Raw genomic sequence first — 26,070 nt, 5'->3', positions numbered from 1 at the left:
TAACAACCAAATTTCTGTGATTCAGATTATTTAGAGTTTGTCAAAAAAGCATCCTTAATTAAAATCAGAACAGCCTCTAAGCGAACGCCATACTATAAACGCCATACTGTAATAGATGAAAACGACTTGTCTCCTACTGCTGCTGCTCATCAGCCTGTTTAGTATCGCCTGTACCCAAACCGACAGCAAAGCTCCCCTGCCTGCCGGTGAGCGCATGAAGGTGGTGACCACCACCAGCATTCTGGGAGATGCGGTGCAGCATATAGTGGGAGATGTAGCCGATGTCGTTTCCATTATGGGGAGCGGCGTGGACCCGCACTTGTACAAAGCCACACAGGGAGACCTGCAAAAGCTGACAGATGCCGATGTAGTGGTTTATAATGGCCTGCACCTGGAGGGCAAGATGGGAGAAGTGATGAAAAAGCTGGGCCGCCAGAAAACCATCGTGACAGCGACAGCGGGCATTCCGGAAGCTTCATTGCGTCAGTCCCCCCAGTTCCAGGGCAGTCACGACCCACACGTTTGGTTTGATGTGGAACTCTGGCAACAGGTGGCACAGCACCTGAGCCAGGAATTGCAGCGAAAAGACCCAGCTAATGCCGCCCTCTACCAGCAGAACACACAGACTTACTTACAGGAACTCGAGGAGCTGGACAAGTGGGTAACACAACAAATTCAATCCATACCTGAGCAGCAGCGCATCCTGATTACAGCCCACGATGCCTTCGGTTATTTTGGCGATGCCTATGGCATTCAGGTGCGGGGGCTGCAGGGTATCTCTACAGTGTCAGAGTTTGGCCTGCAGGATATTTCCTCCCTCGTGAATTTCATAGTAGACAACAAGGTGAAGGCTGTGTTTGTGGAGTCTTCCGTATCGCCAAAGGCCATAGAAGCGGTGGTGGTAGGGAGCGAACAAAAAGGCCACCAGCTGAAAATCGGGGGCACCTTGTACTCCGACGCCTTAGGTGAGGCCGGCACACCGGAGGGCACCTTCACAGGTATGGTACGGCACAATGTGAACACAGTAGTATCTTCCTTAAAATAAAACCACTGCATCATGATACTTCAAGTAAACGATCCGGTAGTAGAGGTGCATGACTTGACCGTCAGCTACGACCGTAAGCCGGTGCTCTGGGGTATTGACCTGACGTTGCCGGCAGGGGCATTGGTAGGTGTCATCGGGCCGAATGGCGCCGGTAAGTCTACTTTGGTAAAAGCCATGATGGACCTGCTGCCAACAGGCAGTGGCTACGTGCGTATTTTCGGCCAGCCGATAAACGAGGTGCGCAAGCGTATCAGCTACGTGCCGCAGCGCGAGTCGGTGGATTGGGATTTTCCGGCCTCTGTTTTCGATGTCGTACTGATGGGCCGCTACGGAAAGCTGGGGCTCTTCAGTCGCCCCCGTAAAGCAGACAAGGACGCGGCCATGGAAGCACTCCAAAAGGTAGGTATGGAAGCCTTTGCCAAACGGCAGATTTCCCAGCTCTCCGGTGGGCAGCAGCAACGTGTTTTCCTGGCAAGGGCCCTGGCGCAGAACGCCGACATCTATTTCATGGATGAGCCCTTTGCAGGGGTAGACATCGCCACAGAGACGGCCATCATAGAGCTGCTCCGCATTATGCGGGAACAAGGGAAGACAGTTATTGTGGTACACCACGACCTGCAATCTGCGGCAGAATATTTCGACTGGGTCGTGCTCCTGAACATGCGCCTCGTGGCCTCAGGCCCCACCGAGCGCGCACTTACACAGGAGTTGCTGGAGCAAACATACGGCGGCAAACTGACCGTGCTGTCCAAAGTAGGTGATCTGCTGCGGAAGCAGGAGTTTCCTTCCAGAGAAGTAAAAAGCTGATACGGCCATGGAAGCATTTTTTGAGTTCTTTTCCTTTGCGGATGCCAACGTGCGGTATGTCACCATCGGCTCTGTGCTACTGGCCGCCAGTTCAGCCGTGGTGGGCTGCTTTACCTATCTCCGGAAGAGAGCGCTCGTGGGTGATGCGGTGGCGCATGCCGTGCTGCCGGGGGTATGCCTCGCCTTTATACTTTCAGGCACCAAGAATCCTTTTATTCTGCTCATAGGTGCCTTTATTACCGGCTGGCTCTCCCTTATCTGCATTGATTTTATCACCTCCCGCTCCCGCATTAAAGAAGACACGGCCATCGGTTTGGTGCTGTCGGTGTTCTTTGGCATCGGCATACTCCTGCTCACGGCCATACAACATTCCGGAAACGCAGCGCAAAGCGGTTTGGATAAATTTCTGTTCGGAAAAGCAGCCTCCCTGGTTGGAGAAGACCTGATAGCCTTTAGCGTAGTGGCTGTTGTGCTGCTTATCTCCACCATCGTGTTTTACAAAGAGCTGACACTCCTTTGCTTTGACCAGGCTTATGCCAGGACCCTTGGCTTTCCTGTGCGGGCACTGGAACTGCTGCTCACAACGCTGACTGTTTTCGCCGTGGTAGTGGGCATACAGGCGGTGGGCGTTGTATTGATGGCCGCCATGCTCATTACGCCGGCTGCCGCAGCCCGCTTCTGGACAGACAGGCTTCCGGTGATGCTCCTCCTCGCTGCGCTAATGGGTGCCTTTTCCGGTATAGCTGGCGCCTTTGTCTCCTATACTGCCCCAGCGATGCCAACGGGTCCGTGGATAGTGCTCATCATCTCCATGATTGCCATCCTTTCTTTTGCGTTGGCTCCAGGAAAAGGTTGGGTGGCCCGTATTATCCGGCAGCGCCGCAACCGTTCGCTGGTACTGGAAGAAAACCTGCTCAAGCTGCTTTACCACTTAGGGGAACAAAAGCAGGCCTACACAGTAGCACACTCTTTACAAGAGCTTCTGCAACGCCGGGCCATACCAGAAAAACAGGCCAAAGCGGGCCTACAGAAACTCAAAAGCCAGGGCTATGCAACGAAATCGGCTGAAGGCTGGCATCTCACCACCCAGGGCCAGCGGCGCGGGCAACGTGTTGTCCGGCTGCACCGCCTCTGGGAACTCTACCTGACACAATACCTGCACCTGGCCTCCGACCACGTGCACGAAGACGCCGAAACAATAGAACATATTATCACCCCGGAACTGGAGCAAAAACTAATGGAAGAACTAAGCTTCCCGGTGCTGGACCCGCATAGTTCGAAGATCCCCTAAAAGACAGGAGAAAGATGACAACAAAATCATTAATGGCCGAGAGGATCGTTGTCTGCAGGAGAATGATAGAGACATCTAATAAATACAAGACAAAGTTGATCGAAGATCAGTACTAACAGATAAACAAACCCATGAATGCATTCTGGATCATCTTAACCGGATCGTTAGTAGCCACCTGCTGCAGCCTGCTGGGCTGTTACCTCATCCTCAGGCGCATGGCCATGGTAGGTGATGCCATCTCCCACGCCGTGCTGCCCGGCATCGTTATTGCGTTCCTGCTCACGGGCTCCCGCGAGTCGTTGCCGATGCTGATCGGAGCGGGCCTGTTTGGCGTGCTCACAACCTTTATCATCGAATTTTTCCACCGCTACGCACGTGTGCAGGCCGACGCCTCTATCGGTGTTACCTTCACCTGGCTCTTCGCCATCGGCATCATCCTGCTCTCTGTTTTTGCAGGCCAGGTGGACCTGGACCAGGACTGCGTGCTGTACGGAGAGATTGCCTATGTGCCACTTGACCTCTGGATCACGGACGGCGGCCTTAGCCTCGGCCCGAATACAGTGTGGTCGCTGGGTTTTGTGACCTTGCTGGTGCTCTTGTATATTGTGGTGGGGTACAAAGAGCTTTTCATTACTGCTTTTGACCCTGCCTATGCCGCCGCTATAGGTGTTTCTACCTCTGCCTGGTATTACTCCCTCATGTCAGCCGTTTCCCTTACCACAGTAGCATCTTTTGAATCAGTGGGCGCCATTCTGGTAGTAGCACTGCTGGTAGGCCCTCCGGCAACAGCCTACTTGCTTACGGATAACTTTAAGACCATGCTGTTGCTCTCGGTGCTTGCAGGCGTTGTAGCCTCTGTTGTTGGTTATTACCTGGCAGTTTGGGTGGACGGCTCCATTGCAGGGGCTATTGCGACTTTCATAGGCTTCGAGTTTCTGCTGGCGCTATTGTTTTCACCGGCACGCGGACTTTGGCGAAGGCACAGGCAGTTGCAGCCTGTGCAGCACTGATGACTTATTGTCTATGGGGAGCTATTTGCTGGACGGCCCCCTGGGAGGCACAGCAAAGGAAGAGAGGTGGATTTTGTGAGCCTGCAGGGCGGTGTCTATTGTAGGGGCTTTGCTTGTCCTGTACGCTGGATCAGCGAGAAGACAGGGTAAAGTTATTATGATAAGTGTTCCAAAAGAATCAGAGATTTCTGTTATCCAGCAAGAAGAAGATGTTCATGCCCTCCATCAGGAAAACCAACAAAGAAAGCAGCTAGTGACTGTTTTACAATAAAACAGGTAATTCTGAGCAGGCTCTCTTGCTTGCCGTGGTTCCGGAGAGCTGCGCGTTTAAGCAGAAGATACTGCTGCTAAGCTATGAAACCGTTTTTTAACTCTTTAAGCGTTCAGTCATTTAGTTAACCAATCATTGAAAACTACTCCCGTGCACAGCTTTACAGAAGAGAATTACATAAAGACAATATATAAGCTCTCGGTCAACGGAATGCAGGAGGTGAACACGAACGCCATTGCCGAGGCGCTGGATACAAAAGCGGCTTCTGTCACAGATATGCTCCGCAAGCTGAGCGCAAAGGATTTAGTGCACTACGTGAAGTACCGGGGTGTTTCGCTGACCACGGAGGGAGAGCGGGTTGCCTTACAGGTTGTCCGGAAGCACCGGCTCTGGGAGGTTTTCCTGGTGGAGAAACTCAAGTTTAACTGGGATGAGGTGCATGAGGTGGCCGAGGAGCTGGAGCATATAGGCTCCCCCCTGCTCACCCAACGCCTTGATGAGTTCCTGGGATACCCCAGGTTCGACCCACACGGTGACCCAATCCCTACTGAAACAGGGGAGATAAAACAGATAAAGCAGCGGCTCTTAGCAGAAATGGACGTCAACGAAGACGGCATAGTAGTAGGCGTGAATGATTCGCAGCCGCTTTTTCTGCAGTACCTCGATAGGATGGGCATCTCACTCGGCTCCAGGATTAAGGTGATTGACCGGATTGCCTATGATAACTCCTTCGAGGTCGTCCTCGAGGATGAGAGGAACATGTTGCTATCGAGCGAAGTGACTAAAAATATTTTTCTATCAGCCTGAGCAGCACAAATACACGGAGTGCGCATTTTATATCCAAGACCTTTGCCCAATGAAACTTCATCGGGTAAATCTTGGCAGATAGGATAAGATGTGTTATTGAAGCCCTCTTTAAGTGTAGAAGTTCTAACTGCCTATGAGCTGCAAAACCCAATGAGACAGCAGAAAGCAGCGACAGTGCCGTGGTTAGGGTAACAATAAGGCTGTCCTTATGAACTGTGTTGAAAAGCAACTGTATTAGTGCTTTTTTTAGGTGCTGCGCTCAACAATTTTCAACATAAACCTCTCCGGATTTTACCATACCAAAGACCTGCTTTATGAGCTTGTTCATTACGGCCACCAAGGCGACTTTCTTTGCTTTTCCTGCCGCAACCATCCGCTCATAAAGCTCCTGACAAGCCTTGTTGTACACTTTTGCCGCCATGGCACACATGTAGAGCATGGCCCTGATATTCTTGTCCCCGATCCTGCTGATCCCTCTATATCCGCGGATAGAGGAGCCTGACTCATTGATGCAGGGGCTAATACCAATAAAGGCGCTGAACTGCTTGGCTGATGCAAAGTTTCTGAACCCACCAGAGACAACGATGAGCTCTATGGCAGATTTCCTGCTGATGCCGGGAATGGTCTGCAGCAAGGTAAAGAGCTCCTGGCAGTGCTCCTCAGCCGTTTGCTGCATCTTCCGCTCCAACTCTGCTATTTGTTTTTCTATGCTAGTCAAAACTGCTTTACAAGCCTTCACAGCGGCTTTATCAGCTTCTTCTAGCTGTGCCAGGGCATGTAACTGATTTAGAAAAGAGCGCTTGCTCTTGACCAGCAGCTTCAAAGACATACGCTGTTGCTGTAGCTTCCTCATAAAAGGGGCTGGCGGCTCGTATAGCTTTGGCTGCATGCGCTCGCCGTACTCAGCGATCAGCACCGCATCGACCTTATCTGTTTTCGTCCTCTTTAACTTGGTCTGGGCAAAGCGCTTGATCTGCAAAGGATTCACCACCGACACCTTGATACCTTTTTCATACAAGGCAATGGCCAGCTGCAGGCTGTAAACCCCTGTTGCCTCCATGATGCACCAGGTTTCGCTGGGCAGGCTCTTCAGGAACCCGCTGATGCCTTTCCGGTCATTGTTGTGCAAAGTTGTTGTTACCTTGCCTTCTAGCTTTGTGGCGACCACAAAGCTGTCTTTGGCCACATCGATACCGGTGTAAACTTGCTCCATCATGTAATGTTTTATAGGTTATACAGGTGACAAAAAGAAGCTTCTCTTGCACTCAACATCCTGATGCAGGCTCTTAGCCTAATGAACTGTTCAAGGTGAAGAAGCCGGGTAAGGGGATTGTCATAAGGCGCGGGTTAATTGTACCCTTGTTCAATAGGAATCTTATTCCTTACCCAGTTATCTTGTCTACAGCTTAGGTACTTGTTTTATCTGTTTTAGATAATATTTTCTCTGATCAACAAAAGGGAAAAAAGAGTAGCTAAAACACTGAGAACAAACATAGGATAGTTAACTAGCTATGCGTAGTTCTCTAACTGCCGCACGGAATCTTTAACTGCTTCACCAAATGGCCTTAGTAGCTCCCTCCATACTGTCAACAGACTTTGCTCATCTCGGCAATACATTAGCAATGGTGAACGAGAGCGAGGCTGACTGGCTGCACGTGGACGTGATGGACGGGGTATTCGTCCCCAACATTTCCTTTGGCACCCCTGTACTCAAAGCGATTCAGCAGCACACGGAAAAGCCTGTGGAGCTGCACCTGATGATTGTGCAGCCTGAGCGCTATCTGGAGACCTTCGCCCGCTTCAACATAAACCAAATGACAGTGCACGCTGAGGCTTGCCCGCACCTGCACAGCGTAATCCAGCAGATAAGGCGCTTGGGCTGTAAAGCTGGTGTAGCCCTGAACCCGCATACCCCACTCGGGTGCCTGGAGCACATCATCCAAGACCTGGACATGGTGTGCCTGATGTCCGTGAACCCCGGTTTCGGCGGGCAGAAATCATCCCCCAAACGCTTGACAAGATAAGCCAGCTTAAAGAGTTAATTAGAAAGAAAGGCCCTACTGCTTTGATTGAGGTGGACGGGGGAATCAACCAGGCTAATGTAGGAGCTATAGTCAGCGCAGGGGCAGACGCCGTCGTGGCAGGAAGCAGCGTGTTTGACGCCAGTGACCCGAAGCAAGCGATAGCGGCATTAAAGAGAGCCGAGTCTTAAAACAGTTAAGAAGGCTTCCCCTTCGTAACAAGCAATGGCACGCTTCACTGTGCTACTCCCCCAGGTACACGGACAGAAAAGTAAACAAAGCAAAGCCACCTGCCAAAGCCAAGGCAGCCCATCTGGAGTCCGGCCTGTCATGAGCCTCGGTCAGCATCTCTTCTACGGCAACTGTCAGCAGAATACCCGCAACAAAAGCCAGAAGGCACAGCTTGATTATCTCTGAGCTATCTCTTACCGCCCAGAACCCCACTGTTGCTCCCAGAAAGATAGGAATGGCGAAGGAAGCAGAGAGGAGAAGGCGCTTCCCTTTGCTGATGCCCTTCGCTTTAAAAGTGGCGATGGTGGCAAATCCCTCCGGAATGTCTGCCGGAACCTGTCCCAGTGCCAGCAGCAGCCCTAAACTTGCCGCCACCGTAGATCCCGTGCCAATCATGATGCCGTCGCTGAACAGGTCAATGGTCACACCAATGTATATGGCCACAGCCGCACTCATTCCCTTTTTTGTTTCCCCGCCAAACCTGCTCTGCACATAGTCAATTCCCCTGTCCAACAATACAAAGAAGCCACTTCCGGCCACAAAAGCCAGTAGCGGCACGTAAGGTAGCTCGGCCTCTATTGCCTCCGGCATCAGCTCAATCCCGATTACAGCCAGAATGATACCAGCTGCCAAGTGTAAGGCAAGACTGAGTGTGCGTTCAGAAACCGTGAAGATCTCGGCCAATATCCCTCCTGCGAAATTTCCTAACGCTGGCATAGCCGCGTACATTAGAACCTGTAGATACTCATCCATAGAACATGTGAGTTAGATAATACAGTAGTTGCAGGAGATTTTTTTTAAAGGTTTCTGAGTTTCATTTCGGCTTTCGTGATGCCTCTCTCTAAGGCGTCCTCTTTCGTGCATTTCGCATCGTGGTAAAATGTTTCGGCAAATTCAACGGCCAGTCTCCGCACATTTTCATCCAGTGCATTTAACCGCTGCTGATATTCTTTAAAAAGGTCTTCCAAGTAAGTGGAGTAGGATTGCAAGTCTAGGGTGATGTGCTCGGTATCTATATCTTTGAACACCTCATAAATCTTCTCTTTCAAGGCGTTTTGCTCCAGAGAATCTATGTTTTTTGTCTTGACATGGGCTGTCACCACTTTATCTTTCTCTGTAAGTCCCCAAATATGGAAATGCTCTACCCGCTCCACTCCGTCAAGGCATAGTATCTTTTGCTTCAGCAGGGCCACATTTACTCCCTCCGGCACTCTTTGCAGGAATATCTTTACAACATCCACCAGTTTAACGGATATTGCTACCAGCACCGCCAGGTTGATGACGATTGCCAGTATAGGGTCAAGGACAGGTATGTCAAAAAATAGTAGAATAATGCTGACGATAAATACTGCAAGCCAGCCTACAGTGTCTTCCAGTAAGTGGATGGTCAATACTTTTTTGTTGAGTGACTTGCCGGACTTCAGTTTCCATGCGCCTATTCCGTTCATCACCATCCCCAATACGGCTATCCCTATCATCCACTTTACGTCAGGCATCTCGGGATTCATGATGCGTTGGATGCTCTCGTAAAAAATATAGACGGCTCCCAGCATCAGCACGAGGGCATTGATGAAGGCGCTTAGAAGTGAGAAGCGCTGATAGCCATAGGTGTAACGCTCATTGCTTTTTTCCTTCTCTGCTTTTCGCTCAAAGTACCAGCCAAGCCCCAGCGACAGACTGTCGGCAAAGTCGTGCAGGGAGTCCGCGATAATGGCGATGCTGCCAGAGAGTAGCCCCCCAATCAGTTCAAGAACCGTGAAAGAAAGATTAAGGAAAAAAGCTACTTTGGTACTGTTGCTTTTAGCTTCCTGTGCCATAGTTTAAGATTATGTACTGTTGCTGCTATTCCCAACCAACGCTTATCACCGGCCTAATGCCAGCCTGTTTTCCTGTCGGCTCAGTCAAACTTCATACGCTGTATCCGCACCGCATTCAGTATGGCCAGAAAAGCCACTCCCACGTCGGCGAACACCGCCTCCCACAGACTTGCCAGACCGCCCGCACCCAGAATCAGCACAATGGCTTTCACAGCGAAGGCCAACGTGATGTTCTGCCATACCACCTGCTTCGTTTTCTTGCCAATGCTGATGGCCGTGGCAATCTTGGAGGGGTGGTCTGTCTGTATCACCACGTCAGCCGTCTCGATGGCCGCATCAGAACCCAGCCCCCCCATGGCCATGCCCACGTCTGCCAGCGTGATCACGGGCGCATCGTTGATGCCGTCGCCCACAAAGGCCACCGTTCTGCCTTCAGCCTTCAGCGCCTCCACTTTACTTACCTTATCCTGCGGAAGCAGCCCCCCGTGCGCCTCGTCCAGCTTTAGCTCACGTGCCACCTTCTGCACAATCGAGTCCTTGTCCCCGGAGAGCATCACCAGCCTCTTCACGCCCAATTCCCGCATTCTCCTCACGGCCAGTGGTGCATCCTCCTTTGTCTTGTCGGCGATGGTGATATAGCCCGCATAGGCTCCGTCCACAGCCACGAGCACAATCGTCTCCACGATCTCCTTCAGGCTCGGGTCATACAGCACATCGTACTTCTCAAGCAGCCTGCCATTTCCCACCAGCAGCTGCCTGCCGTCAACGTTGCCTTTGAGCCCATGGCCGGAGATTTCCTCCACCTCACTTACCGTGTGTTGTTGGTAGGCGCTGCCTGCCTCCGCCACAATGGCCTTCGCAATAGGGTGCGTGGATACATTCTCTATGGCGGCAACAGCGGACATGAACCATGCTTTATCCTCCAGTAATGTCTCTACCCGCTGCACCTTGAACACACCCTCGGTCAGCGTGCCTGTCTTATCCATTACCACCGTATCCACCTGCGTCATCAGATCCAGAAAATTGGAGCCTTTGAACAAGATGCCATTCCGCGAGGCTGCTCCGATTCCTCCGAAATAGCCGAGTGGGATGGAGATCACCAGCGCGCAGGGGCAGGAGATCACCAGGAAGACCAGCGCCCGGTAGAGCCACTCGTTAAAGTCGTAGCTCTCCACGAAAAAGTATGGGATGAAGGTGAGGCCCACGGCCAGGAAGAACACGATAGGCGTATACACCTTGGCCAGGCGGGTGATGAGCTGCTGCGTTTTGGCTTTGCGGCTGCCGGCCTCCTCCACCAGCTTCAGAATTTTAGACAGAGCGCTGTTCTCATAGGCAGAAGTCACCTTCAGCTCGATCACCCGGTCCAGGTTAATCATGCCGGCCAGCACCGTCTCGCCCTTCTTTTTGGTGTCGGGCTTCGACTCGCCTGTCAGGGCGGCGGTGTTGAAGGAGGAGCGTTCAGAGAGCAGCTCCCCGTCCAAGGCCACCTTCTCCCCGGCCTTCACCTGCACCACATCGCCCACCTGTACCTGTTTGGCTTTCACAGTCACCACGCCGGTTTCCGTTACCAGCCCCACCTCATCTGGCCTGTTGTCGATGAGCGCTTTGATGGAGCGGCGGGAGCGCAGCACCGCCGCCTCCTGGAAATGTTCCCCGATCACGTAGAAGAGCATCACGGCCACACCCTCGGCGTACTCCCCAATGTAGAAGGCCCCCAATGTAGCCATGCTCATCAGAAAGAACTCATTGAAGAAACTGCTTCGCAGGCTTTTGACGGCGTGCCACACCACCCGCCAGCCTACCAGTACATAGGCGATGCCGTACACGAGCAGCCGCACATAGCCGGTGAACCAGGGCGTGTCGAGGTAGTCGAGCAGGATGCCTGCCAGGAGCAGGAAAAGGCTGATGGCGGTGGGCACGTAGGAGGATTTCGCCTCTTCTTCGGCATGCTCGTGTTCTTCGGCCCCTGCCTGCTTTGTTTTGCCGTCCGTGGAGCAGCACTCAGCGCCTACATTAGGACCTGGGGCCTCCGCTGTTCGGGGAGAGGTGATCTCCAAGGGCTTGAAGTCTTTTTCGATATCTTTATTCTTTTTCATTACGGTGGTTTTTTAAGTTAAACTGCTGAGTTTATGATCTGCTACAGGTCATCCAGGATTAGCTTGTTGGGAGCGGGGGCACGTCAGCCCCTGCTCCCAACAAGCGCGGTAATCTGCCAACTACCCTTTGGTAATTAGAGCGGAGCATTGCAGGCATGTTCCAATTGGATTTCGTATACTGTTCTGCTTCTTTGCCTTCATTTGTATAAAGCTACTGCCCAATGGCCTGCAATCGCATTGCATTGTTGTCGGCGCAGCTGCCGCACACTCCTTTCACAACCAGGTTCACCTCCTCAGTGAGGAAGTTGTCCGGTAAGGGAATTTCCGGAATACGTGATGTCGGCAGGCAGTAGGTCTCCCCGCACTGGCTGCAGTGGAAGTGAACGTGCAGGTCGTGGTGGGCCTGAGGCCGGCAGCTCCCCGCGCACAGCGCGTATTTCACAGCGCCGGTTCCGTCCCCGATGCTGTGCACCAGGCCCTTTTCCTCGAAAGTCTTCAGGGTGCGGTACAACGTGATCCGGTCTGCGCGGTGAAAGGATGCCTCCAGGTCATTCAGGCTGACGGCCGCAGGCTGCCTTAGCAGGAAATCCAGCACCAGCAGGCGCATGGCCGTGGCCTTGATCTTCCTTTCGCTGAGCCGCGCTTCAAGTTCTTTGTCGTACATGGTTTCCCGCTGGTTACTTCAACATTCATCTAAGCCAATAAAAAGAGTAGCCACAACAGAGGGTGGCTACTCTTAAAAACACCTTTAATGGCCATGTTCTGTGTCCCCTTTGTTCATTTCTGAAATCAGGTTGTAAGCACCGTTGTAGGCCACTTGGGAACTGTCAGGGATAGGCTCCAGCAGCCTTACCTCTACCCACCCGTTGTCACTCGCTCCTGTTGCCACAGGAACCTGCTTAAACACCCAGGCCCTTTCTGCCCCTCTTGTGGAACCCGGAGCTTCCGCAGTAGTGGCGGCTCCTTCGGCATGTGCGTCCCCGGCAGCCGCCTCACTTGTCTTGACAAAGATAAAAGCCCGGTCTCCCTCCTGTACGACGGCCTCCTCAGGCAGCGCGAGGGCCGTGGTGCTGTCCACCGCTATACGGCCCTCGATATATGTGCCGGGGATGAGGTTCTCCGTGTCGTCTTCTATGTCGGCGTGCAGGTGCACGGCCTTGGCATCTTCCTCAAAACCGGGGCTTATGCTATACACGGTGGCCCTGTACTCCCTGTCTGCCGAATTGGCAACAGTAAAATAGACTTTCTGCCCGACCTTTACTTTCGCAATGTCTTTCTCAAACACCATCAGGTCGGCGTGGATCTGCGACTGGTCCACAACGGTGAACATCTCCTCCTGGGGCGGGACGTACTGGCCCGTGTTCACGCTTACCTTCTGGACCGCCCCGCTGATGGGGGACACAACCGGAACTGACTGGGAAATCTTCCCGGTAAGGATGCTGTTGGGATTGAGCCCCAGGATGCGGAGCCTGGACTTGAGGCCCTCCACCTGCGCCTTGCTGGTATTATAGTTTGATGTGGCCTCCTGCAGGTCCCGTCCGGAGCCCACTTTCTGCTCATACAGCCTCTGCTGGCGCCGGTACTCCTGCTCCAGGTACTGCAGTCGGCTGGCCGCCTCCTGCAGGTCCACCTGCATCTGCACCAGTTCGGGGTGCGTCAGCAGGGCAAGCGTCTGTCCCTTCCGCACCTTGTCGCCTTCAATGACTTTTATCTCCTGCACATTCCCCCCGACAGTCGCGCTTACATGGGCCTCGCTCTGGGGAGGCACCTCCAGCTCGCCCGTCACTTTCGTGGTGGCGGACAAGTTCCTGCTTTGCAGCGGCCCCAGCCGGAGGCCGATCGCCTCCCGTTGCGCGGGAGACAAACGCACGGTGCCTTCCTCCACGTGGTCTCCAGTTTCCTCGGCTGCTACCTCCTGCTCCTGGGCGGGTTCATCCGTGGTACTGCATGCGCCCAGCCCCAGGGCCAGAACACTTGTTAGAAGCGTTATTTTTGATATGATTTGCATCGTCTTTGTCATCTTATTGGTTCGTTGTTTGAAGAAAGTAAATCAGGCGGGCCTTGGTATCCAGGTAATTGTCAAGCGCCTCCTGCGCGTCAAGCTCCACCTGGATGGCGTCCCGTATAATCTGCAGGAACCCTATATAGTCTACTGCGCCTTCCCGGTAGGCGATGATCGCCCCGTTTCGCTGCTGCACGGCCAATGGCAGCGCCTCCTCTTGGTAGTACTGCCAGGAGTTGAGCCATTTGTGGTAGGTTTCCACCAGCGCGCCGTACTCCGCCTGCAGCTCCAGTTGCGCGCGCCGCAGGTTCTGCCCTGCGATCTCCCGCTCTATCCTGGCCGACTGCGCCCGGCCTCGCTCCTGAAAAGGGAGCAAAGGGAAATTCACACCTAGCTGATAGCTGTAGAACCCCGGCCGGTCCCCTATCTCCTGGGAGGCGTACTGGCCGCTCAGGCTTGGCAGGTACGCCGCCTTGGCCACGCGGGAGCGGGCCTCCGCCACCTCCACCTGCTGCCGGGAGTACTCCAGCGAGGGGTGCTGGGTGAGGGAGTCTGTGAGCGCCGGCAAGCCGCCCGTCAGCTGCGCCGGGTCCGTCATGGCCACGGTGTAGGGCGTGCCGCTCCCCAGCCACTGGTTGAGCCGGCGCAGGGCCGCCCGGTAATCCCGGAAGGCCTGCTCCTTCTGAACGGCGATCTGCCTGGACTGATTTGTCGCCGCCAGGTACTCCAGGTAGGAGATGGCCTCCGTCTCGTACCTTACCTCTGCGGCCCTGGTGAATTCGGCCAAAACAGAGTCCAACCGCTCGTAGAGCATGTACCGCATCCTTGCCGCGTATGCGTCACCCCAGTCAATGCGCACCTCGCGTGCCACCTCCAGGGCCGTCAGCTTCAGTGCCGACTGGGCAAGGCCCACCTGCTCTCGCTGCAGCCTGAGCTTGGGCGCGATGCCGAACACCTCTATGTTCTGCTGCTGAATGCCGATCCGGTTGTGGACCCCGTCCTCTGTTCCGTTGCCGACCTCTTCCTTTCCGGTGAACACCTGCGTGCTGCCCAGGTTCCAGGCGGTTTTTTTCAACGCCTGCTGGCTCTCTATATCCAATTTTGCCGCTGTGACGGAAGGGTAATTGGCCACGGCCCGCTCTACGGCCTCCTCCGCGGATATGGCGGGGAGGCTATCCGGAAGCACCGGGGACTCTTGTGCCCTGGTTGTGCCTGGGGAAAAAAGAAGCCCCGCGCACAGCAGGAAGGGTGCCAACAGGGAAGGTGCCACAGCCATTCCCGCTGCGCCCCCGCTCTTACCGACCCTGGCCTCGACGAAATAATACAGGATCGGCACCACCACCAGGGTCAGGAAGGTGGCGGTGACCAGCCCCCCGATCACCACGGTTGCCAGTGGCCGTTGCACCTCAGCGCCGGCAGAGGCGGACAAGGCCATGGGGATAAAGCCCATGATGGCGGCAGTGGCCGTGAGCAGGATAGGCCGCAGCCGCTCCTCCGTGCCGATGAAGATGCGCTCCCTTAAGTCCCTGACGCCCTCCTCCTTCAGGCTGTTGAACCGGCTGACCAGCACCAGCCCGTTCAGCACGGCAACCCCGAAGAGCACGATAAAGCCAACGCCGGCGGAGATACTGAAAGGCATCCCTCTGATAGCCAGGGCAAAGACGCCCCCGATGGCCGCCAGCGGCACGGCCATGTAGATCATGACTGCCTGGGAAAGCGAACCTAGCGCAAAGTACAGCAGTACGAAGATCAGGGCCAGGGCAATGGGCACCACCACCTGCAGGCGCGCCTTTGCCCGCTGCAGGTTTTCAAAGGACCCGCCGTAGGTGACATAGTAGCCGGGCGGCAGGTCCAGCTGTGCGTCCAGCCTTTCCTGGATATCGTTCACCATGCTCTCCACGTCGCGGCCGCGCACGTTCACCCCCACGTTCACCCTGCGGAAGGTGTTGTCGCGGGAGATTTGCATGGGGCCCGGCTGGAAGCTGATGTCGGCCACCTGCCGCAGGGGCACCTGCTCCCCGTTCGGCAGGTCGATGTAAAGGTTCCTCAGGTCCTCGATGCTGCGCCGGTTCTTTTCCGAGAGTCGGACGACAATGTCAAAGCGCCGCTCCCCCTCAAAGACCACCCCGGCCTCACCCCCGGCGAATGCTGTGCTGATATAATTGTTGAGCTTTTCAATATTGAGGCCGTACTGCGCGATCTTGCCGCGGTCAAAGCGCACCGTCATCTGCGGCAGCCCGGTGACGGCCTCCAGGTTCACGTCGGCCGCCCCCGGCACGGACTGGATGATCTGCGCCATCTGCTGGGCTTTGGCAGCGAGCACGTCCAGGTCCTCCCCGTAGAGCTTCACGGCCACGTCCTCCCGCACGCCGCTGATGAGCTCATTGAACCGGAGCTCCACAGGCTGGCTGAACACATAGTTGATGCCCGGCAGCACCGAGAGCTTCTCCTTTATCTTTTCTATCAGCTCTTCCTTCGAGTCCGCGCTTTCCCATTTGTCCATGTCCTTTTCCAGGATGATGTACGTGTCGGCGATGTCCATCGGCATCGGGTCGGTCGGGATGGCCGACACCCCGATGCGGGCCACCATCGTCTTTACCTCCGGGAAATTCTCCAGGACGATCCGCTCCATCTTCTTGGACTGCTCGATGCTCTCGGACAGCGAGGACCCGGGGCGCAGCAGCGCCTGCATGGCGATGTCGCCCTCGTCCAGGCTTGGGATGAACTCCCCGCCCATGCGGGAGAACGTGAAGCCGGCCCCTGCCAGCAGCAGCAGCGCTGTGATGGCCACGAGCGCTTTGTGATTCAAAGACTTTCGCAACAGGGGAAGGTAAGCCCTGTTTATCCCGCTCATCAGCCTGTTACTGATGTGCTCCACTCCCTTTTCAAACCGGCTCAGGAGGCTCTTCCTGTTGCGGGTCGGCCTCAGGAACAAAGCGGCCACCATGGGCACGTAGGTCAGGCACAGGATAATGGCCCCGAGCACCGCAAAGCCGAATGTGAAGGCCATTGGCTGGAACATCTTTCCCTCTATCCCGGTCAGGAAGAGGATGGGGGCGAAAACGATCAGGATAATGATCTGGCCGAAGAAGGCTGAGTTCATCATGGTGCTTCCCGCCTCATAGGCGATCTCATCCATCTGCTCCTGCCCGAAACCCGTCTTTCCTTTCCTGACTTTCTTCTCTATATGATGGACCGTGCCCTCCACGATGATCACGGCCCCGTCGACGATAATACCGAAGTCGATGGCCCCCAGGCTCATCAGGTTGGCCGACACGTTGAAAATGCGCATCAGGATAAAGGCAAACAGCAAGGCCAGCGGGATAACGGAGGCGGTGATCAACCCGCCCCGGAGGCTGCCCAGCAGGAGCACGAGCACAAACACCACAATCAACGCCCCCTCGGTCAGGTTCGTGGAAACGGTGCTGGTCGTGCGCGCGATCAGGTTGCTCTGGTCAATAAACGGCTCGATCACCAGTCCCTCCGGCAGCGACTTCTGCACCTCGGCCATGCGCTCTTTCACCGCATTGATCACTTTGTCCGGGCTCTCCCCCCGGAGCATGAGCACCATGCCGCCCACGGCCTCCCGTCCGTTCTGGGTAAAGGCGCCGTAGCGCACCTGGCTGCCGAATTGCACGGCGTCCGCCACGTCCCGGATCAGGATGGGCGTCCGGTTCTCATTTCGGATGACAATTTTCCTGATGTCATCCAGCGAGCGCACTAGGCCTTCCCCCCGGATAAAGTTGGCCATGCTGTTGCGCTCGATGTAAGCCCCCCCGGTGTTGACGTTGTTCTTTTCCAGGGCCTCGAACACCTCAGAGATGGACACATTCATGGAATTGAGCTTGCCGGGATCCAGGGCCACCTCGTATTGCTTGATGTTCCCGCCGAACGCGTTCACCTCCACCACGCCGGGCACAAGCGCCATCTGGCGCGCCACGATCCAGTCCTGGATGGTTCGCAGCTCTGAGGGGGTATAGACGGTGTCATACCCCGGCTGAGGCTTGAGGGTGTACTGGTATATCTCCCCCAGCCCCGTGCTGATGGGCCCCATGGAGGGTGTCCCGAACTGCTCCGGGATCTCCTCGCTCACTTCGCTGAGCTTTTCCTGCACCAGCTGCCGGGGCAGGTACGCGCCCATGCCCTCTTCGAAGACGATGGTCACGACAGACAGGCCGAAGCGGGACACGGAGCGTATTTCTTCCACTCCAGGCAGATTGGCCATGGCCAATTCAACGGGATAGGTGACAAACTGCTCGATGTCCTCTGTGGACAGGTTCTCCGAGACAGTGATGACCTGTACCTGGTTGTTGGTGATGTCGGGCACCGAGCCCAGGTTCACCGTGGACATGGCCCATGCGCCCGCACCGATCCAGGCGACGATCATGAGGCCGATGATGAGCTTGTTCTTGATAGAAAAAGCGATGATACTGTTTATCATGTTAAGTTATTTTATATGGACAGAGAAGAAATGGTACGCCCTGGCCAGGACGGCTATAGCGGCCAAAAGGGTGGCAATGACCAACCCGCCGATTTTCAGCCATTTCCGCCAATTGCGTTGCTGTTTTCTCTGCCGGGGTTCATTTCTGTTGTTGGCTTTTCTCTTATTTGTTTTTTTCAATTCCGATAGACAAAAAGTTTTAAAATTGCTTTCGTCTGGTTCTGGATTCCTGATTTAGATGGAGTGTGTAGGGACAGCAGGACGCGCGCGCACCGGTGCCGGTGAGGTACAGGCCTGTCCACAAAAAAGAAAGGGAAACGGTTAGGCTACCTTAGGCGGTTGCCAGATGGAATAGGAAGGGGAGGAGATAAAACTATTCCTGTAGAGATCAACCTCCTGGATTGCCTCCTGTGAAGAGGCGTATTCGACTACTTGGGTATTTTGTGGCTGAAAATGAGTGTGGCAGCAGTGGCAGGCGCAGAATGGGGAGCACCCATCCGTACGGTCACCCTGATGGTCCTGGTGCCTACCAGCCAGCGTCTCTGTCTGCGGCTCACTCGAAACCGCATTTGCCCTGTCCAGGCACGGTTTCAGGGAAAGCGTCAGCAAAAGCAGGATCAGTATGTAGAGCAGAGACCTCATTCAGTGCAAAGGTAAGAAAAAAGCCGTGCAATGATATTGCAAATCTTAAAGTTCCTGCTATGCTGGCCCTTGAGCATAAAGAGTGCTTTGAGCTTTTATATCCTTTGTAACCGTACGACGGCAGCCCAGGCTATGGGTCTTCACCCTGTCTGAGCCCCAAGCCATGCGCTCTTCTTTTTGTATAGAAGCAAGTCTGTGCGAGGCGGCTCCTTGCTCTGTGAACGAAGGGCTCTGCCGAAAACACACCGGATGCTGCTCACGTACGACTTCCAAAACAGGGGGTATTCTAAAACAGGAAGCGATATGGTGCAAGTGATAGATACAGGTAAAGCTGACCTGGTAGCCTTTAGGATATCGGGCTCATTGGATAAAGAGGACTATACCTTACTTATACCCGCAAAGGAAGAAAAAATCAGCCGGTTCGGCAAGATCAGCCTTTTCTGGGAGATGGTGAACCCGACGTTGAGGAAGAAGGCAAACGCGATGTTTCCGGAAGCCCCATGTGCGTGTGAGTGGCCGTGCCCCATAGTAAGCGGTCTCTTATGGTTGCGTCAATCCCTTATACCTCCAAATCCTTCTGATAGTTAGTTAAGGGGCGACCCCTTCATCCATGGGGGAAGCAGTATTCTATTGTACGTTTGACAATTCTGTCTTTTTGATCAACCCCTGTCATACGAAGTATAGGAATAATGACGCGTAGGCCAAGGTATCTTTAAGTTAAGTGGGATCTGCATGAACTTGGGGGCATTGGCTACAAGTCAGGTAGTTTTGTCACTGCTCAGGAAGTGGTTTGTGTCATTTCCCATATGTCGATATGAGCCACGTATGGCTCAAGAGCTCTTTTGCTGTCTAAGCCACGTATCAGGCTTATAAAATTGGTCTTTGGGTTTGACCATACCTCAGCAAAGAAGTTTCCCATATCATATATCTCAATGTGATACCCTCTTCTGCCACGGTGGGCCAAGAAAGTCCCATGTGCGAGGACTATTTCTAATCTTCCGGCTGAGGAATGGGTGTTGAAGAGGGAGAGGTTCATGGAACACTATACGGAATAAACTAAAAGGGAAGCCAAGCTTATATATATATACAGCTTTATCCCTGATCAGGGACTAAAATGCTAATATAGAGGCCCGATAGCGCGATTTGTGTCCGGCAGAACCAACAGTATTACGCCAGCTTTGTGGACGATTGCCTCATCGGTGAGCGGGTAGTGACCTGCAACTGTAACAGAGCTTTCTCCGCCTTCTGCTGTTGTTTAGAGAGAACTACTACTTTGTTGCTTGCTTCTTTTAACCAGTCCTACATCCTCTACTCTTTTTTTGAGGTAAAAATTTAAATATTACAGAAAAAGAATATAAATTTAATCCAGACCGATTCTGGAGCCGGAAACTTTAACATACGCAACAAAATTCAGCCCTCTTTGCTAAGGATTTTTATTCAAAATATTTATAAACGAGCATTATGGAAGAAATTCAAGCTATTAAACCAGGCCCAAAACCAAGGAAAGATGATGGGTCATTAGATAAAAGAAGGCGTGTTACGCCAGAAAAAAAGGAAAAATATCCTCCTCTCAAACCTCACAAACACAAACCCAACGATTAATAATTTCTGACGTCCTAAAACAGGCTGACAGGTGGTCTCCTTCTGGAAAAAGTTGATGAAGGATTAACGTAAAAATATTGTCAACTTTTTCCAGAAGGAGGCAGCGTCGGTAATTGCTGCCCTCTGTTGCTCCGATTTGCCGGTTTTTTGCACCTTTACGGAGGTTTCGTCCGCTTTTGTCCGTTTTCACACCTCTTAAGCGGCGTTCCCGGGAACATAGCTATTCCGCGCTTTCATAGGTTATGTTTCTCCATAGTCCCCGCCTTCTGGGCTCCCTCGATTGGTCCACTACGACGCCCCGCCCCACAGTTCATAACATTTGCCTTTAAAACGTTGGAAGAAAGTAGTATTTTTGCGCTGTGAAAGTCATCACTGTCATATTAGCACTGTTTGTGGTAGCGCTCTCGGTTTTGCCTTGCTGCATGACCGACAACTGCACCGGTGGTGAAGTGATGACGGAGCAGAGCGACAGCCATGATGCTGACGCTTGCTCCCCTTTCTACAGTTGCTCCGCGTGCCCCGGCTTTACCGTGTCGGGCTTCACAATAGGGCAAGCCTCCCCCATCCTTTACAGCAACAGCCTCTTTGCGGATTACAGGCAAAGCCTCTACACGCAGTTTCACCACTCCATCTGGCAGCCTCCAAAGTAAGCTAATGCCATCATTGTGACGCCTCTGTCACCTCATATGCGACACGTCCCCGTGCCGCACCTATAATATTTATAACATTAGCTTACTCACATGTATAGATACATCTGTGTGCTGCTCCTATTGCTGGGCAGCACCACGGCGTACAGCCAGAACACACTCCATGCCATCATCCGGGATGGCGAAACAAAAGAGGCATTGGTCGGTGCCACAGCCTCCATCGAAGGGACAACCATCGGGGCCACTGCCGGTGCCAGCGGAGCGCTTGAACTCAGCGGGATTCCCGATGGCAGGCAGGCCGTCCGGTTCAGCTATGTCGGCTACGAGGACAGGGTCGAAACGCTCACTTTCCCGCTCGCACAGTCAGAGCCGCTTGTGGTGGGGCTGGAGCCGGGCGGGGAGGAACTGGAAGAAGTGGTCATCTCCACCACCCGCAGCAGCCGCACCATCGAGGACATCCCGACACGTGTGGAGGCCATCACGCTGGAGGAACTCGGGGAGAAGGGCAACATGAAGCCGGGCGACATCCGGATGCTGCTCAGCGAGAGCACCGGCATCCAGACGCAGCAGACCTCCGCCACCAGCGCCAGCGCCACCATCCGCATCCAGGGGCTGGGCGGGCGCTACACGCAAATACTGCAGGACGGCTTCCCGCTCTACTCCGGCTTTTCCAGCGGCCTGAGCATCATGCAGATTCCCCCGCTGAACCTTTATCAGGTGGAGGTCATCAAGGGCAGTTCCTCCACCCTCTACGGGGGCGGGGCTATAGCCGGGCTGGTCAACCTGATTACGAAGAAGCCCACGGAGGAGGGCGAACTCAGCTTCATGGCCAACGCCACCAGTGCGGGAGGGCTTGACCTGAGCAGCTTCTACGGAAAGAGGTTCGGCAAGCTCGGCGTCACGGTGTTCGCGGCAAGGAACACCAACAGCGCCTATGACCCTGCCGACATTGGCTTCTCGGCCATTCCAGAGTTTGAGCGATACACGCTGAACCCACGGCTGCACTTCTACCCGAGCGAGCGCACGCAGCTTTCCCTCGGCCTGAACGCAACGCAGGAAGAGCGCCTGGGCGGTGACCTGCGCCACATAGACGGTGACGAAGGCGACTTCTACTTTGAGCGCAACGACACAAAGCGGTACTCCACGCAATTCAACTTGGAGCACAGGCTCTCAGACCACTCCATGCTATCGGTGAAGAACAGCCTCAGCTTTTTCAACAGGGACATCCTTGTTCCCGGCTACGGCTTTGCGGGGAAGCAGGCTTCGAGTTTCAGCGAGGTGGCCTACAGCCTGAACAGGGAGAAGTCAGATTGGGTGATGGGTGCCAACCTGTGGACCGACAGGTTCACCGAGCAGGATGCGGATGCCGTGGGGGCACGGGACTACGACAACACCATCATCGGTGCCTTCGCCCAGAACACCTTCACGCCTGTGGACTGGTTCGTGCTGGAAACAGGTCTCCGTACTGACTACGTGACACCGGCACCGGGGGAAAAGATACAGGGCCTGTTCGTGCTGCCACGTGTCTCGGCACTGTTCAGGATAAGCGACCGCCTGTCTTCCCGCATCGGGGGCGGCATGGGCTACAAGACACCGACCATCTTCACAGAAGAGGCCGAGAGCATCACGTTCCGGAACATTGTGCCGCTCAACACCCGGGTGACAGAGGTCGAGACCTCCATCGGTGGCAACGCTGACATCAACTACAGCACCATCATCGGAGACCGGGTCACCTTCAGCGTCAACCACATGTTCTTCTACACCTACCTGAACAACCCCCTGATCCTAACGCTCCGGCCCGACAACCTCTACGAGTTCCAGAGCGCCAGCGGGTACGTGGCCACCAAGGGCGTGGAGACGAACATGAAGTTCGGCTATGAGTGGGTGAAGCTGTTCCTCGGCTACACCCACACCGATGCCAAGCAGCACTACAACGGCACTGTGAGCGACATGCCGCTCACCCCCAGGCACAGGGTGAACACGGTGCTGATGCTGGAAAAGGAGGATAACTTCCGCATCGGGCTGGAAGCCTACTACTTCTCCCCGCAGCGGCTCACGGACGGCGGCAGCGGGCGTGACTACTGGATAAACGGGGTGATGATCGAGAAAATGTTCGAGCGCTTCTCCCTGTTCATCAACTTCGAGAACATCTTCGACACGAGGCAGAGCAGGTTCGGCAGCATCTACACGGGCAGCATCACCGAGCCGGTGTTCAACGAGATCTACGCGCCCGTGGACGGCAGGGTCATCAATGGCGGTATAAAGCTAAACCTGCTGTAACCTGAACAGACGAACAGGACTGGCAGTATTTAACAAGGCACGGTATTACCGCCCCACCCGGAGCGGTAATACCGTGCCTTTTACTAAGAATCTATAAGGACGTGGATAAATCAACATTCAAGATACAGCAGATGGACTGCCCCTCGGAAGAGCGGATGGTTCGCATGAAGCTCGATGGCATGCCAGCAGTGAAAAGTCTGGACTTCGACTTGCAGAGCCGAAAGCTAACGGTTTACCATAACGGGGAACTGGACACCATCAAAGGCTCCATCCGCGAACTTGGCTTAGGGTCTTCACTGCTGGCGACAGAGAGCGTTGACCAAGGTGGCATGGTGGCACAGGATGCAAGGGGGCAGAGCAGGCTGCTGTGGGCGGTGCTGCTCATTAACTTTGGGTTCTTCGCCCTGGAGATGACCACGGGCATCATCTCGAACTCAATGGGCCTGGTGGCCGACAGCCTGGACATGCTGGCCGATGCGCTGGTGTACGGGCTAAGCCTCTTTGCGGTGGGCAGCACCGTCGCCCGGAAGAAGGGCATCGCCAAGGCGAGCGGCTACTTTCAGCTTGCGCTGGCGGTGGTGGGGTTCGCAGAGGTGGTGCGCAGGTTCATCGGGGACGAACCGTTGCCTGATTTCGGGACGATGATCGTGGTGTCCATACTGGCACTGGTTGCCAATGCCTTTTGCCTGTACCTGTTGCAGAAGGGCAAGAGCCGGGAGGCGCACATGCAGGCAAGCATGATCTTCACCTCGAACGACATCATCATCAACGGCGGCGTGATTCTGGCGGGTTTGTTGGTCCTATTCACAGGCTCCGCCCTTCCTGACTTGGTGATAGGCGCTATCGTGTTCGTGATAGTTATAAGAGGGGCGATCAGAATCCTGAAGCTGGCGAAGTAGAACTGAAACAGAGCGGTACTCTAACACTAAGAGTCAGGGTACCGTTCTGTAACGCCCACTTTCTTGCATGTGGATGCTGATGTTTTGCTGCGTTTTGGGGCTCTTGGCTATAGCTGCCGTCAAGGTGGGTTATCGCAAGAGATTAAGGCAGCCGCTTCGCCATGATCCGGCCATCTGATTCCCAAACGCTTATAACCCCCTGATCAGACAGGGCAGCCAGGCGGGGATACGTGCCGGCGCCAATCGTTTCAATGGCCAGCTTGTTAGGTGTCAATGCCATGATTTCACCGTTTTGTTGCCAGACGAGATACTCGCCTTTTGTGGTCTTGGCTAATGAGGGGGCGCGCCCTTCCCCTATCTTTCGCTCTGCTGACCCAGGCTCGGCATAGTATACAGTGTTCTCGCGTCTCCAAATAGAACCGGCTTGTCCACTGGCATCCACTGAAATCGCACCGCCATCCATGGGGCAGGCTTCCAGCACCCATGTCCCTGTGCCGAGCTTTTGGGCAGGGCCGAAGCTTTTGCCCCCGTCTTTTGAGTGTGCGACATACATGTCGCGGGCCCCCTTCAGCTCGTTTCGGAACATGATGTAGACATTGCCTTTCCGGTCGGCTGTGATAGAGGGCCGGCAGCAGGGGCACACGCCCCCTTGAGGAGAGGCATAGACCAACGTGTTTTCCGACCAGGTCTTGCCCCCGTCCCGCGAGGAAGCAAAGAACACGTTGTTCTTCCTGTTCAGGCGCAGATCCAGCCAGGCGGCGTAGACGGTGTTCCCTTTGCCGCTGGCCACCGCAACGAAGCCTTCCTTCGCCGTGGTGTCGGCATGCAGGATGTTGACCGGTTCGCTCCATTTTGTCTCCTCGTTTCCTTTGCGGTAAGCCATTATTTTGCCAGTGTGGGCAGCCGCGGCAATCACGGTGTAATCTTCAGTGGTGACTATCTGAGGCCCCCGGGTCATGCCAAGAGCCAACTGAGGCTGCCTCCCCACGCTTGCAGGAGTGGAAAAGGACTTCCCACCGTTGGTGGAGGCCGTATAGAATATTTCATCCGCTTGCCCGAATACCACTTTTATGTTATTGGCCTTGTCTACCGCTAGGGCCGGTTGCTTGCCGAAGGTGCTGACAGTGACTGTCGGATCAGAATCCCTCACCACAAAACCAAAGAGGGAACACGCAACAGCGATAAGAGAACCTAATGCTAAAAAGGGGCGCCTCATAAATCTTTTCTTATGTTTTCCCCAATATAAGCCCCTACCCTGTCAACTTTCTGCTTTTCCCCTAAAAATGTCCGGTTTCTTTTCCGGCTGTCCCGGAAGACGGGGATCCTGAGACGTAAAACTGGACCCGCAAAGTGGCAATTATATGATAAAAAATATCAGGAATATCTTATTTACAGGATGTATAATGCTATATTGAGAGGGCATTCTTAACTAAATACCCACTCAAGCTGCTTTGTGTGCTTTTCCTACTTTAGAACCTACCTGGATGGAGACACCCCCCTTGCCGGAAGGCATGCACGAGTTCCGCAACGCCGACCTGCACCTGATCGTGGATGAGCAGGCCCGGCTCCTGTACTCGGAGTGGGTGCGCAGGCCCAGCAGCGCCGAGTACCGGGAATCGGCCGGCATCTTCGCCGAGTGCCTGCGGGACAGGGGCATCGCGTACTGGATCCAGGACACCAGCCGCCTGGGGGAGGTGCCGGAGGAGGACCTGAAGGCGGTGCTGCAGGAGCTGGTGCCGGTGGCAGCGGCCTCCTCCCTCAGGAAGCTGGCCCGCATCGCCTCCGATGAAAAAAGCATGGCCAGGTTCCTGAAACTTGTGAACCAGGCAAAGGCCAAGCTCAGCACAGAAATAGAGATACAGCAGTTCAGGACGTACCGGGAGGCAACCCAGTGGATATGGAGCTTCCTCCGTTGCTGACATCGATACCAATGTAAGTTTGCTCCATCATATAGCGTTTTAAGGTTATTTATATGTGACAGAAAGCTTCTCTTGCACTTAACATTCTGATGCAGGCTACGTGACCTAATGAACTGTCCAAGGTAAAGAAGCCGGGCAAGGGGATTGGCATAAAGCACGGGTTTTAGAACCCTTGTAAAGTAGGAATCTTATTCCTTACCCAGTCTTTTTGTCTACAGCTTAGATACTTGTTTTTCTCTAGT

20 protein-coding genes and 2 pseudogenes are annotated in these 26,070 nt (G+C 54.4%); 12 read left to right on the top strand and 10 right to left on the bottom strand.

Annotated elements, in window-relative coordinates:
- Window positions 1-115 precede the first annotated feature (115 nt).
- The 5 genes from ABD920_RS07390 to ABD920_RS07370 all read left to right on the top strand — a co-directional run bounded on the left by ABD920_RS07390 (window position 116) and on the right by ABD920_RS07370 (window position 5,231).
- Window positions 116-1,045, top strand: coding sequence for a metal ABC transporter solute-binding protein, Zn/Mn family (locus ABD920_RS07390; protein ID WP_345157941.1), 930 nt, complete (start codon window positions 116-118; stop codon window positions 1,043-1,045).
- 12 nt (window positions 1,046-1,057) lie between these two features.
- Window positions 1,058-1,852 (top strand): metal ABC transporter ATP-binding protein, encoded by a 795-nt coding sequence (locus tag ABD920_RS07385; RefSeq protein WP_345157939.1) that lies wholly within the window; start codon window positions 1,058-1,060, stop codon window positions 1,850-1,852.
- Between the two features lie 7 nt (window positions 1,853-1,859).
- The gene (locus ABD920_RS07380) at window positions 1,860-3,143 is read left to right on the top strand and encodes a metal ABC transporter permease (RefSeq protein WP_345157937.1); all 1,284 of its coding nucleotides are present in this window, start codon (window positions 1,860-1,862) and stop codon (window positions 3,141-3,143) included.
- A gap of 131 nt (window positions 3,144-3,274) precedes the next feature.
- A complete protein-coding gene (locus ABD920_RS07375; protein ID WP_345157936.1) occupies window positions 3,275-4,153 on the top strand; it encodes a metal ABC transporter permease in 879 nt (292 codons plus the stop codon).
- A 421-nt stretch (window positions 4,154-4,574) separates the two neighbouring features.
- Window positions 4,575-5,231 (top strand): metal-dependent transcriptional regulator, encoded by a 657-nt coding sequence (locus ABD920_RS07370; RefSeq protein WP_345158159.1) that lies wholly within the window; start codon window positions 4,575-4,577, stop codon window positions 5,229-5,231.
- Between the two features lie 259 nt (window positions 5,232-5,490).
- Here the strand turns inward: ABD920_RS07370 and ABD920_RS07365 are convergent, their stop codons facing one another.
- Window positions 5,491-6,444 (bottom strand): IS110 family RNA-guided transposase, encoded by a 954-nt coding sequence (locus tag ABD920_RS07365; protein ID WP_345158158.1) that lies wholly within the window; start codon window positions 6,442-6,444, stop codon window positions 5,491-5,493.
- Window positions 6,445-6,790: 346 nt separating this feature from the next.
- Between ABD920_RS07365 and rpe the strand changes: the two are divergent.
- Window positions 6,791-7,329 (top strand): annotated as a pseudogene (gene rpe / locus ABD920_RS07360) (ribulose-phosphate 3-epimerase); the annotation flags it as partial.
- Window positions 7,330-7,495: 166 nt separating this feature from the next.
- On the opposite strand, the gene ABD920_RS07350 reads toward rpe, so the two are convergent.
- From ABD920_RS07350 to ABD920_RS07325, 6 genes are all read right to left on the bottom strand, one after another.
- Window positions 7,496-8,116, bottom strand: a complete 621-nt coding sequence (locus tag ABD920_RS07350) for a ZIP family metal transporter (protein WP_345157931.1) — start codon at window positions 8,114-8,116, stop codon at window positions 7,496-7,498.
- A 164-nt stretch (window positions 8,117-8,280) separates the two neighbouring features.
- A complete protein-coding gene (locus tag ABD920_RS07345) occupies window positions 8,281-9,300 on the bottom strand; it encodes a cation diffusion facilitator family transporter (RefSeq protein ID WP_345157929.1) in 1,020 nt (339 codons plus the stop codon).
- Between the two features lie 80 nt (window positions 9,301-9,380).
- Window positions 9,381-11,396 carry a heavy metal translocating P-type ATPase gene (locus ABD920_RS07340; protein WP_345157927.1) on the bottom strand — a complete coding sequence of 672 codons (2,016 nt, stop codon included), beginning with the start codon at window positions 11,394-11,396 and terminating at the stop codon, window positions 9,381-9,383.
- Between the two features lie 211 nt (window positions 11,397-11,607).
- Window positions 11,608-12,060: a Fur family transcriptional regulator gene (locus tag ABD920_RS07335; protein WP_345157926.1), complete on the bottom strand. Its 453-nt coding sequence runs from the start codon at window positions 12,058-12,060 to the stop codon at window positions 11,608-11,610.
- An 84-nt stretch (window positions 12,061-12,144) separates the two neighbouring features.
- Complete coding sequence (locus ABD920_RS07330) at window positions 12,145-13,416, bottom strand: efflux RND transporter periplasmic adaptor subunit (protein ID WP_345157925.1); 1,272 nt, start codon at window positions 13,414-13,416, stop codon at window positions 12,145-12,147.
- Window position 13,417: 1 nt separating this feature from the next.
- Window positions 13,418-17,839, bottom strand: coding sequence for a CusA/CzcA family heavy metal efflux RND transporter (locus ABD920_RS07325; RefSeq protein WP_345157924.1), 4,422 nt, complete (start codon window positions 17,837-17,839; stop codon window positions 13,418-13,420).
- A 15-nt stretch (window positions 17,840-17,854) separates the two neighbouring features.
- Here ABD920_RS07325 and ABD920_RS07320 point away from each other — a divergent pair, with 15 nt between their 5' ends.
- Window positions 17,855-18,028 (top strand): hypothetical protein, encoded by a 174-nt coding sequence (locus tag ABD920_RS07320; RefSeq protein WP_345157923.1) that lies wholly within the window; start codon window positions 17,855-17,857, stop codon window positions 18,026-18,028.
- A 132-nt stretch (window positions 18,029-18,160) separates the two neighbouring features.
- On the opposite strand, the gene ABD920_RS24930 is transcribed toward ABD920_RS07320, so the two are convergent.
- Both ABD920_RS24930 and ABD920_RS24925 read right to left on the bottom strand, forming a co-directional pair.
- Complete coding sequence (locus ABD920_RS24930; protein WP_425568570.1) at window positions 18,161-18,481, bottom strand: DUF6660 family protein; 321 nt, start codon at window positions 18,479-18,481, stop codon at window positions 18,161-18,163.
- 1,167 nt (window positions 18,482-19,648) lie between these two features.
- Window positions 19,649-19,768: pseudogene (locus ABD920_RS24925) on the bottom strand (hypothetical protein); the annotation flags it as partial.
- A 174-nt stretch (window positions 19,769-19,942) separates the two neighbouring features.
- On the opposite strand from ABD920_RS24925, the gene ABD920_RS07315 reads away from it, so the two are divergent.
- The 4 genes from ABD920_RS07315 (at window position 19,943) to ABD920_RS07300 (ending at window position 23,909) form a co-directional block, all read left to right on the top strand.
- The gene (locus tag ABD920_RS07315) at window positions 19,943-20,083 is read left to right on the top strand and encodes a hypothetical protein (RefSeq protein ID WP_345157921.1); all 141 of its coding nucleotides are present in this window, start codon (window positions 19,943-19,945) and stop codon (window positions 20,081-20,083) included.
- 359 nt (window positions 20,084-20,442) lie between these two features.
- Window positions 20,443-20,733: a DUF6660 family protein gene (locus ABD920_RS07310; RefSeq protein ID WP_345157920.1), complete on the top strand. Its 291-nt coding sequence runs from the start codon at window positions 20,443-20,445 to the stop codon at window positions 20,731-20,733.
- 90 nt (window positions 20,734-20,823) lie between these two features.
- Window positions 20,824-23,010: a TonB-dependent receptor gene (locus tag ABD920_RS07305; RefSeq protein ID WP_345157918.1), complete on the top strand. Its 2,187-nt coding sequence runs from the start codon at window positions 20,824-20,826 to the stop codon at window positions 23,008-23,010.
- A 101-nt stretch (window positions 23,011-23,111) separates the two neighbouring features.
- Window positions 23,112-23,909 carry a cation efflux transmembrane domain-containing protein gene (locus tag ABD920_RS07300; RefSeq protein WP_345157917.1) on the top strand — a complete coding sequence of 266 codons (798 nt, stop codon included), beginning with the start codon at window positions 23,112-23,114 and terminating at the stop codon, window positions 23,907-23,909.
- Between the two features lie 142 nt (window positions 23,910-24,051).
- Here the strand turns inward: ABD920_RS07300 and ABD920_RS07295 are convergent, their stop codons facing one another.
- Window positions 24,052-25,125: a sialidase family protein gene (locus ABD920_RS07295; protein ID WP_345157915.1), complete on the bottom strand. Its 1,074-nt coding sequence runs from the start codon at window positions 25,123-25,125 to the stop codon at window positions 24,052-24,054.
- A gap of 268 nt (window positions 25,126-25,393) precedes the next feature.
- On the opposite strand from ABD920_RS07295, the gene ABD920_RS07290 reads away from it, so the two are divergent.
- Entirely contained in the window at window positions 25,394-25,828 is a 435-nt protein-coding gene (locus tag ABD920_RS07290; RefSeq protein WP_345157913.1) for a hypothetical protein, read from the top strand.
- Window positions 25,829-26,070: the final 242 nt, after the last annotated feature.

This window comes from Pontibacter saemangeumensis (assembly GCF_039541895.1).
GTDB classification, from domain to species: Bacteria; Bacteroidota; Bacteroidia; order Cytophagales; family Hymenobacteraceae; genus Pontibacter; species Pontibacter saemangeumensis.
The sequence above is the reverse complement of the archived record's forward strand: the minus strand, read 5'-3'. Positions and strand labels throughout refer to the sequence as shown.

Coding starts and splice junctions, on each gene's coding strand:
- ABD920_RS07290 (WP_345157913.1), top strand. CDS start 25,394: ATGGAGACACCCCCCTTGCCGGAAGGCATGCACGAGTTCCGCAACGCC.
- ABD920_RS07320 (WP_345157923.1), top strand. CDS start 17,855: ATGGACAGAGAAGAAATGGTACGCCCTGGCCAGGACGGCTATAGCGGC.
- ABD920_RS07305 (WP_345157918.1), top strand. CDS start 20,824: ATGTATAGATACATCTGTGTGCTGCTCCTATTGCTGGGCAGCACCACG.
- ABD920_RS07335 (WP_345157926.1), bottom strand. CDS start 12,060: ATGTACGACAAAGAACTTGAAGCGCGGCTCAGCGAAAGGAAGATCAAG.
- ABD920_RS07330 (WP_345157925.1), bottom strand. CDS start 13,416: ATGACAAAGACGATGCAAATCATATCAAAAATAACGCTTCTAACAAGT.
- ABD920_RS07375 (WP_345157936.1), top strand. CDS start 3,275: ATGAATGCATTCTGGATCATCTTAACCGGATCGTTAGTAGCCACCTGC.
- ABD920_RS07390 (WP_345157941.1), top strand. CDS start 116: ATGAAAACGACTTGTCTCCTACTGCTGCTGCTCATCAGCCTGTTTAGT.
- ABD920_RS07380 (WP_345157937.1), top strand. CDS start 1,860: ATGGAAGCATTTTTTGAGTTCTTTTCCTTTGCGGATGCCAACGTGCGG.
- ABD920_RS07345 (WP_345157929.1), bottom strand. CDS start 9,300: ATGGCACAGGAAGCTAAAAGCAACAGTACCAAAGTAGCTTTTTTCCTT.
- ABD920_RS07340 (WP_345157927.1), bottom strand. CDS start 11,396: ATGAAAAAGAATAAAGATATCGAAAAAGACTTCAAGCCCTTGGAGATC.
- ABD920_RS07315 (WP_345157921.1), top strand. CDS start 19,943: ATGGAAGAAATTCAAGCTATTAAACCAGGCCCAAAACCAAGGAAAGAT.
- ABD920_RS07385 (WP_345157939.1), top strand. CDS start 1,058: ATGATACTTCAAGTAAACGATCCGGTAGTAGAGGTGCATGACTTGACC.
- ABD920_RS07325 (WP_345157924.1), bottom strand. CDS start 17,839: ATGATAAACAGTATCATCGCTTTTTCTATCAAGAACAAGCTCATCATC.
- ABD920_RS07295 (WP_345157915.1), bottom strand. CDS start 25,125: ATGAGGCGCCCCTTTTTAGCATTAGGTTCTCTTATCGCTGTTGCGTGT.
- ABD920_RS07365 (WP_345158158.1), bottom strand. CDS start 6,444: ATGGAGCAAGTTTACACCGGTATCGATGTGGCCAAAGACAGCTTTGTG.
- ABD920_RS24930 (WP_425568570.1), bottom strand. CDS start 18,481: ATGAGGTCTCTGCTCTACATACTGATCCTGCTTTTGCTGACGCTTTCC.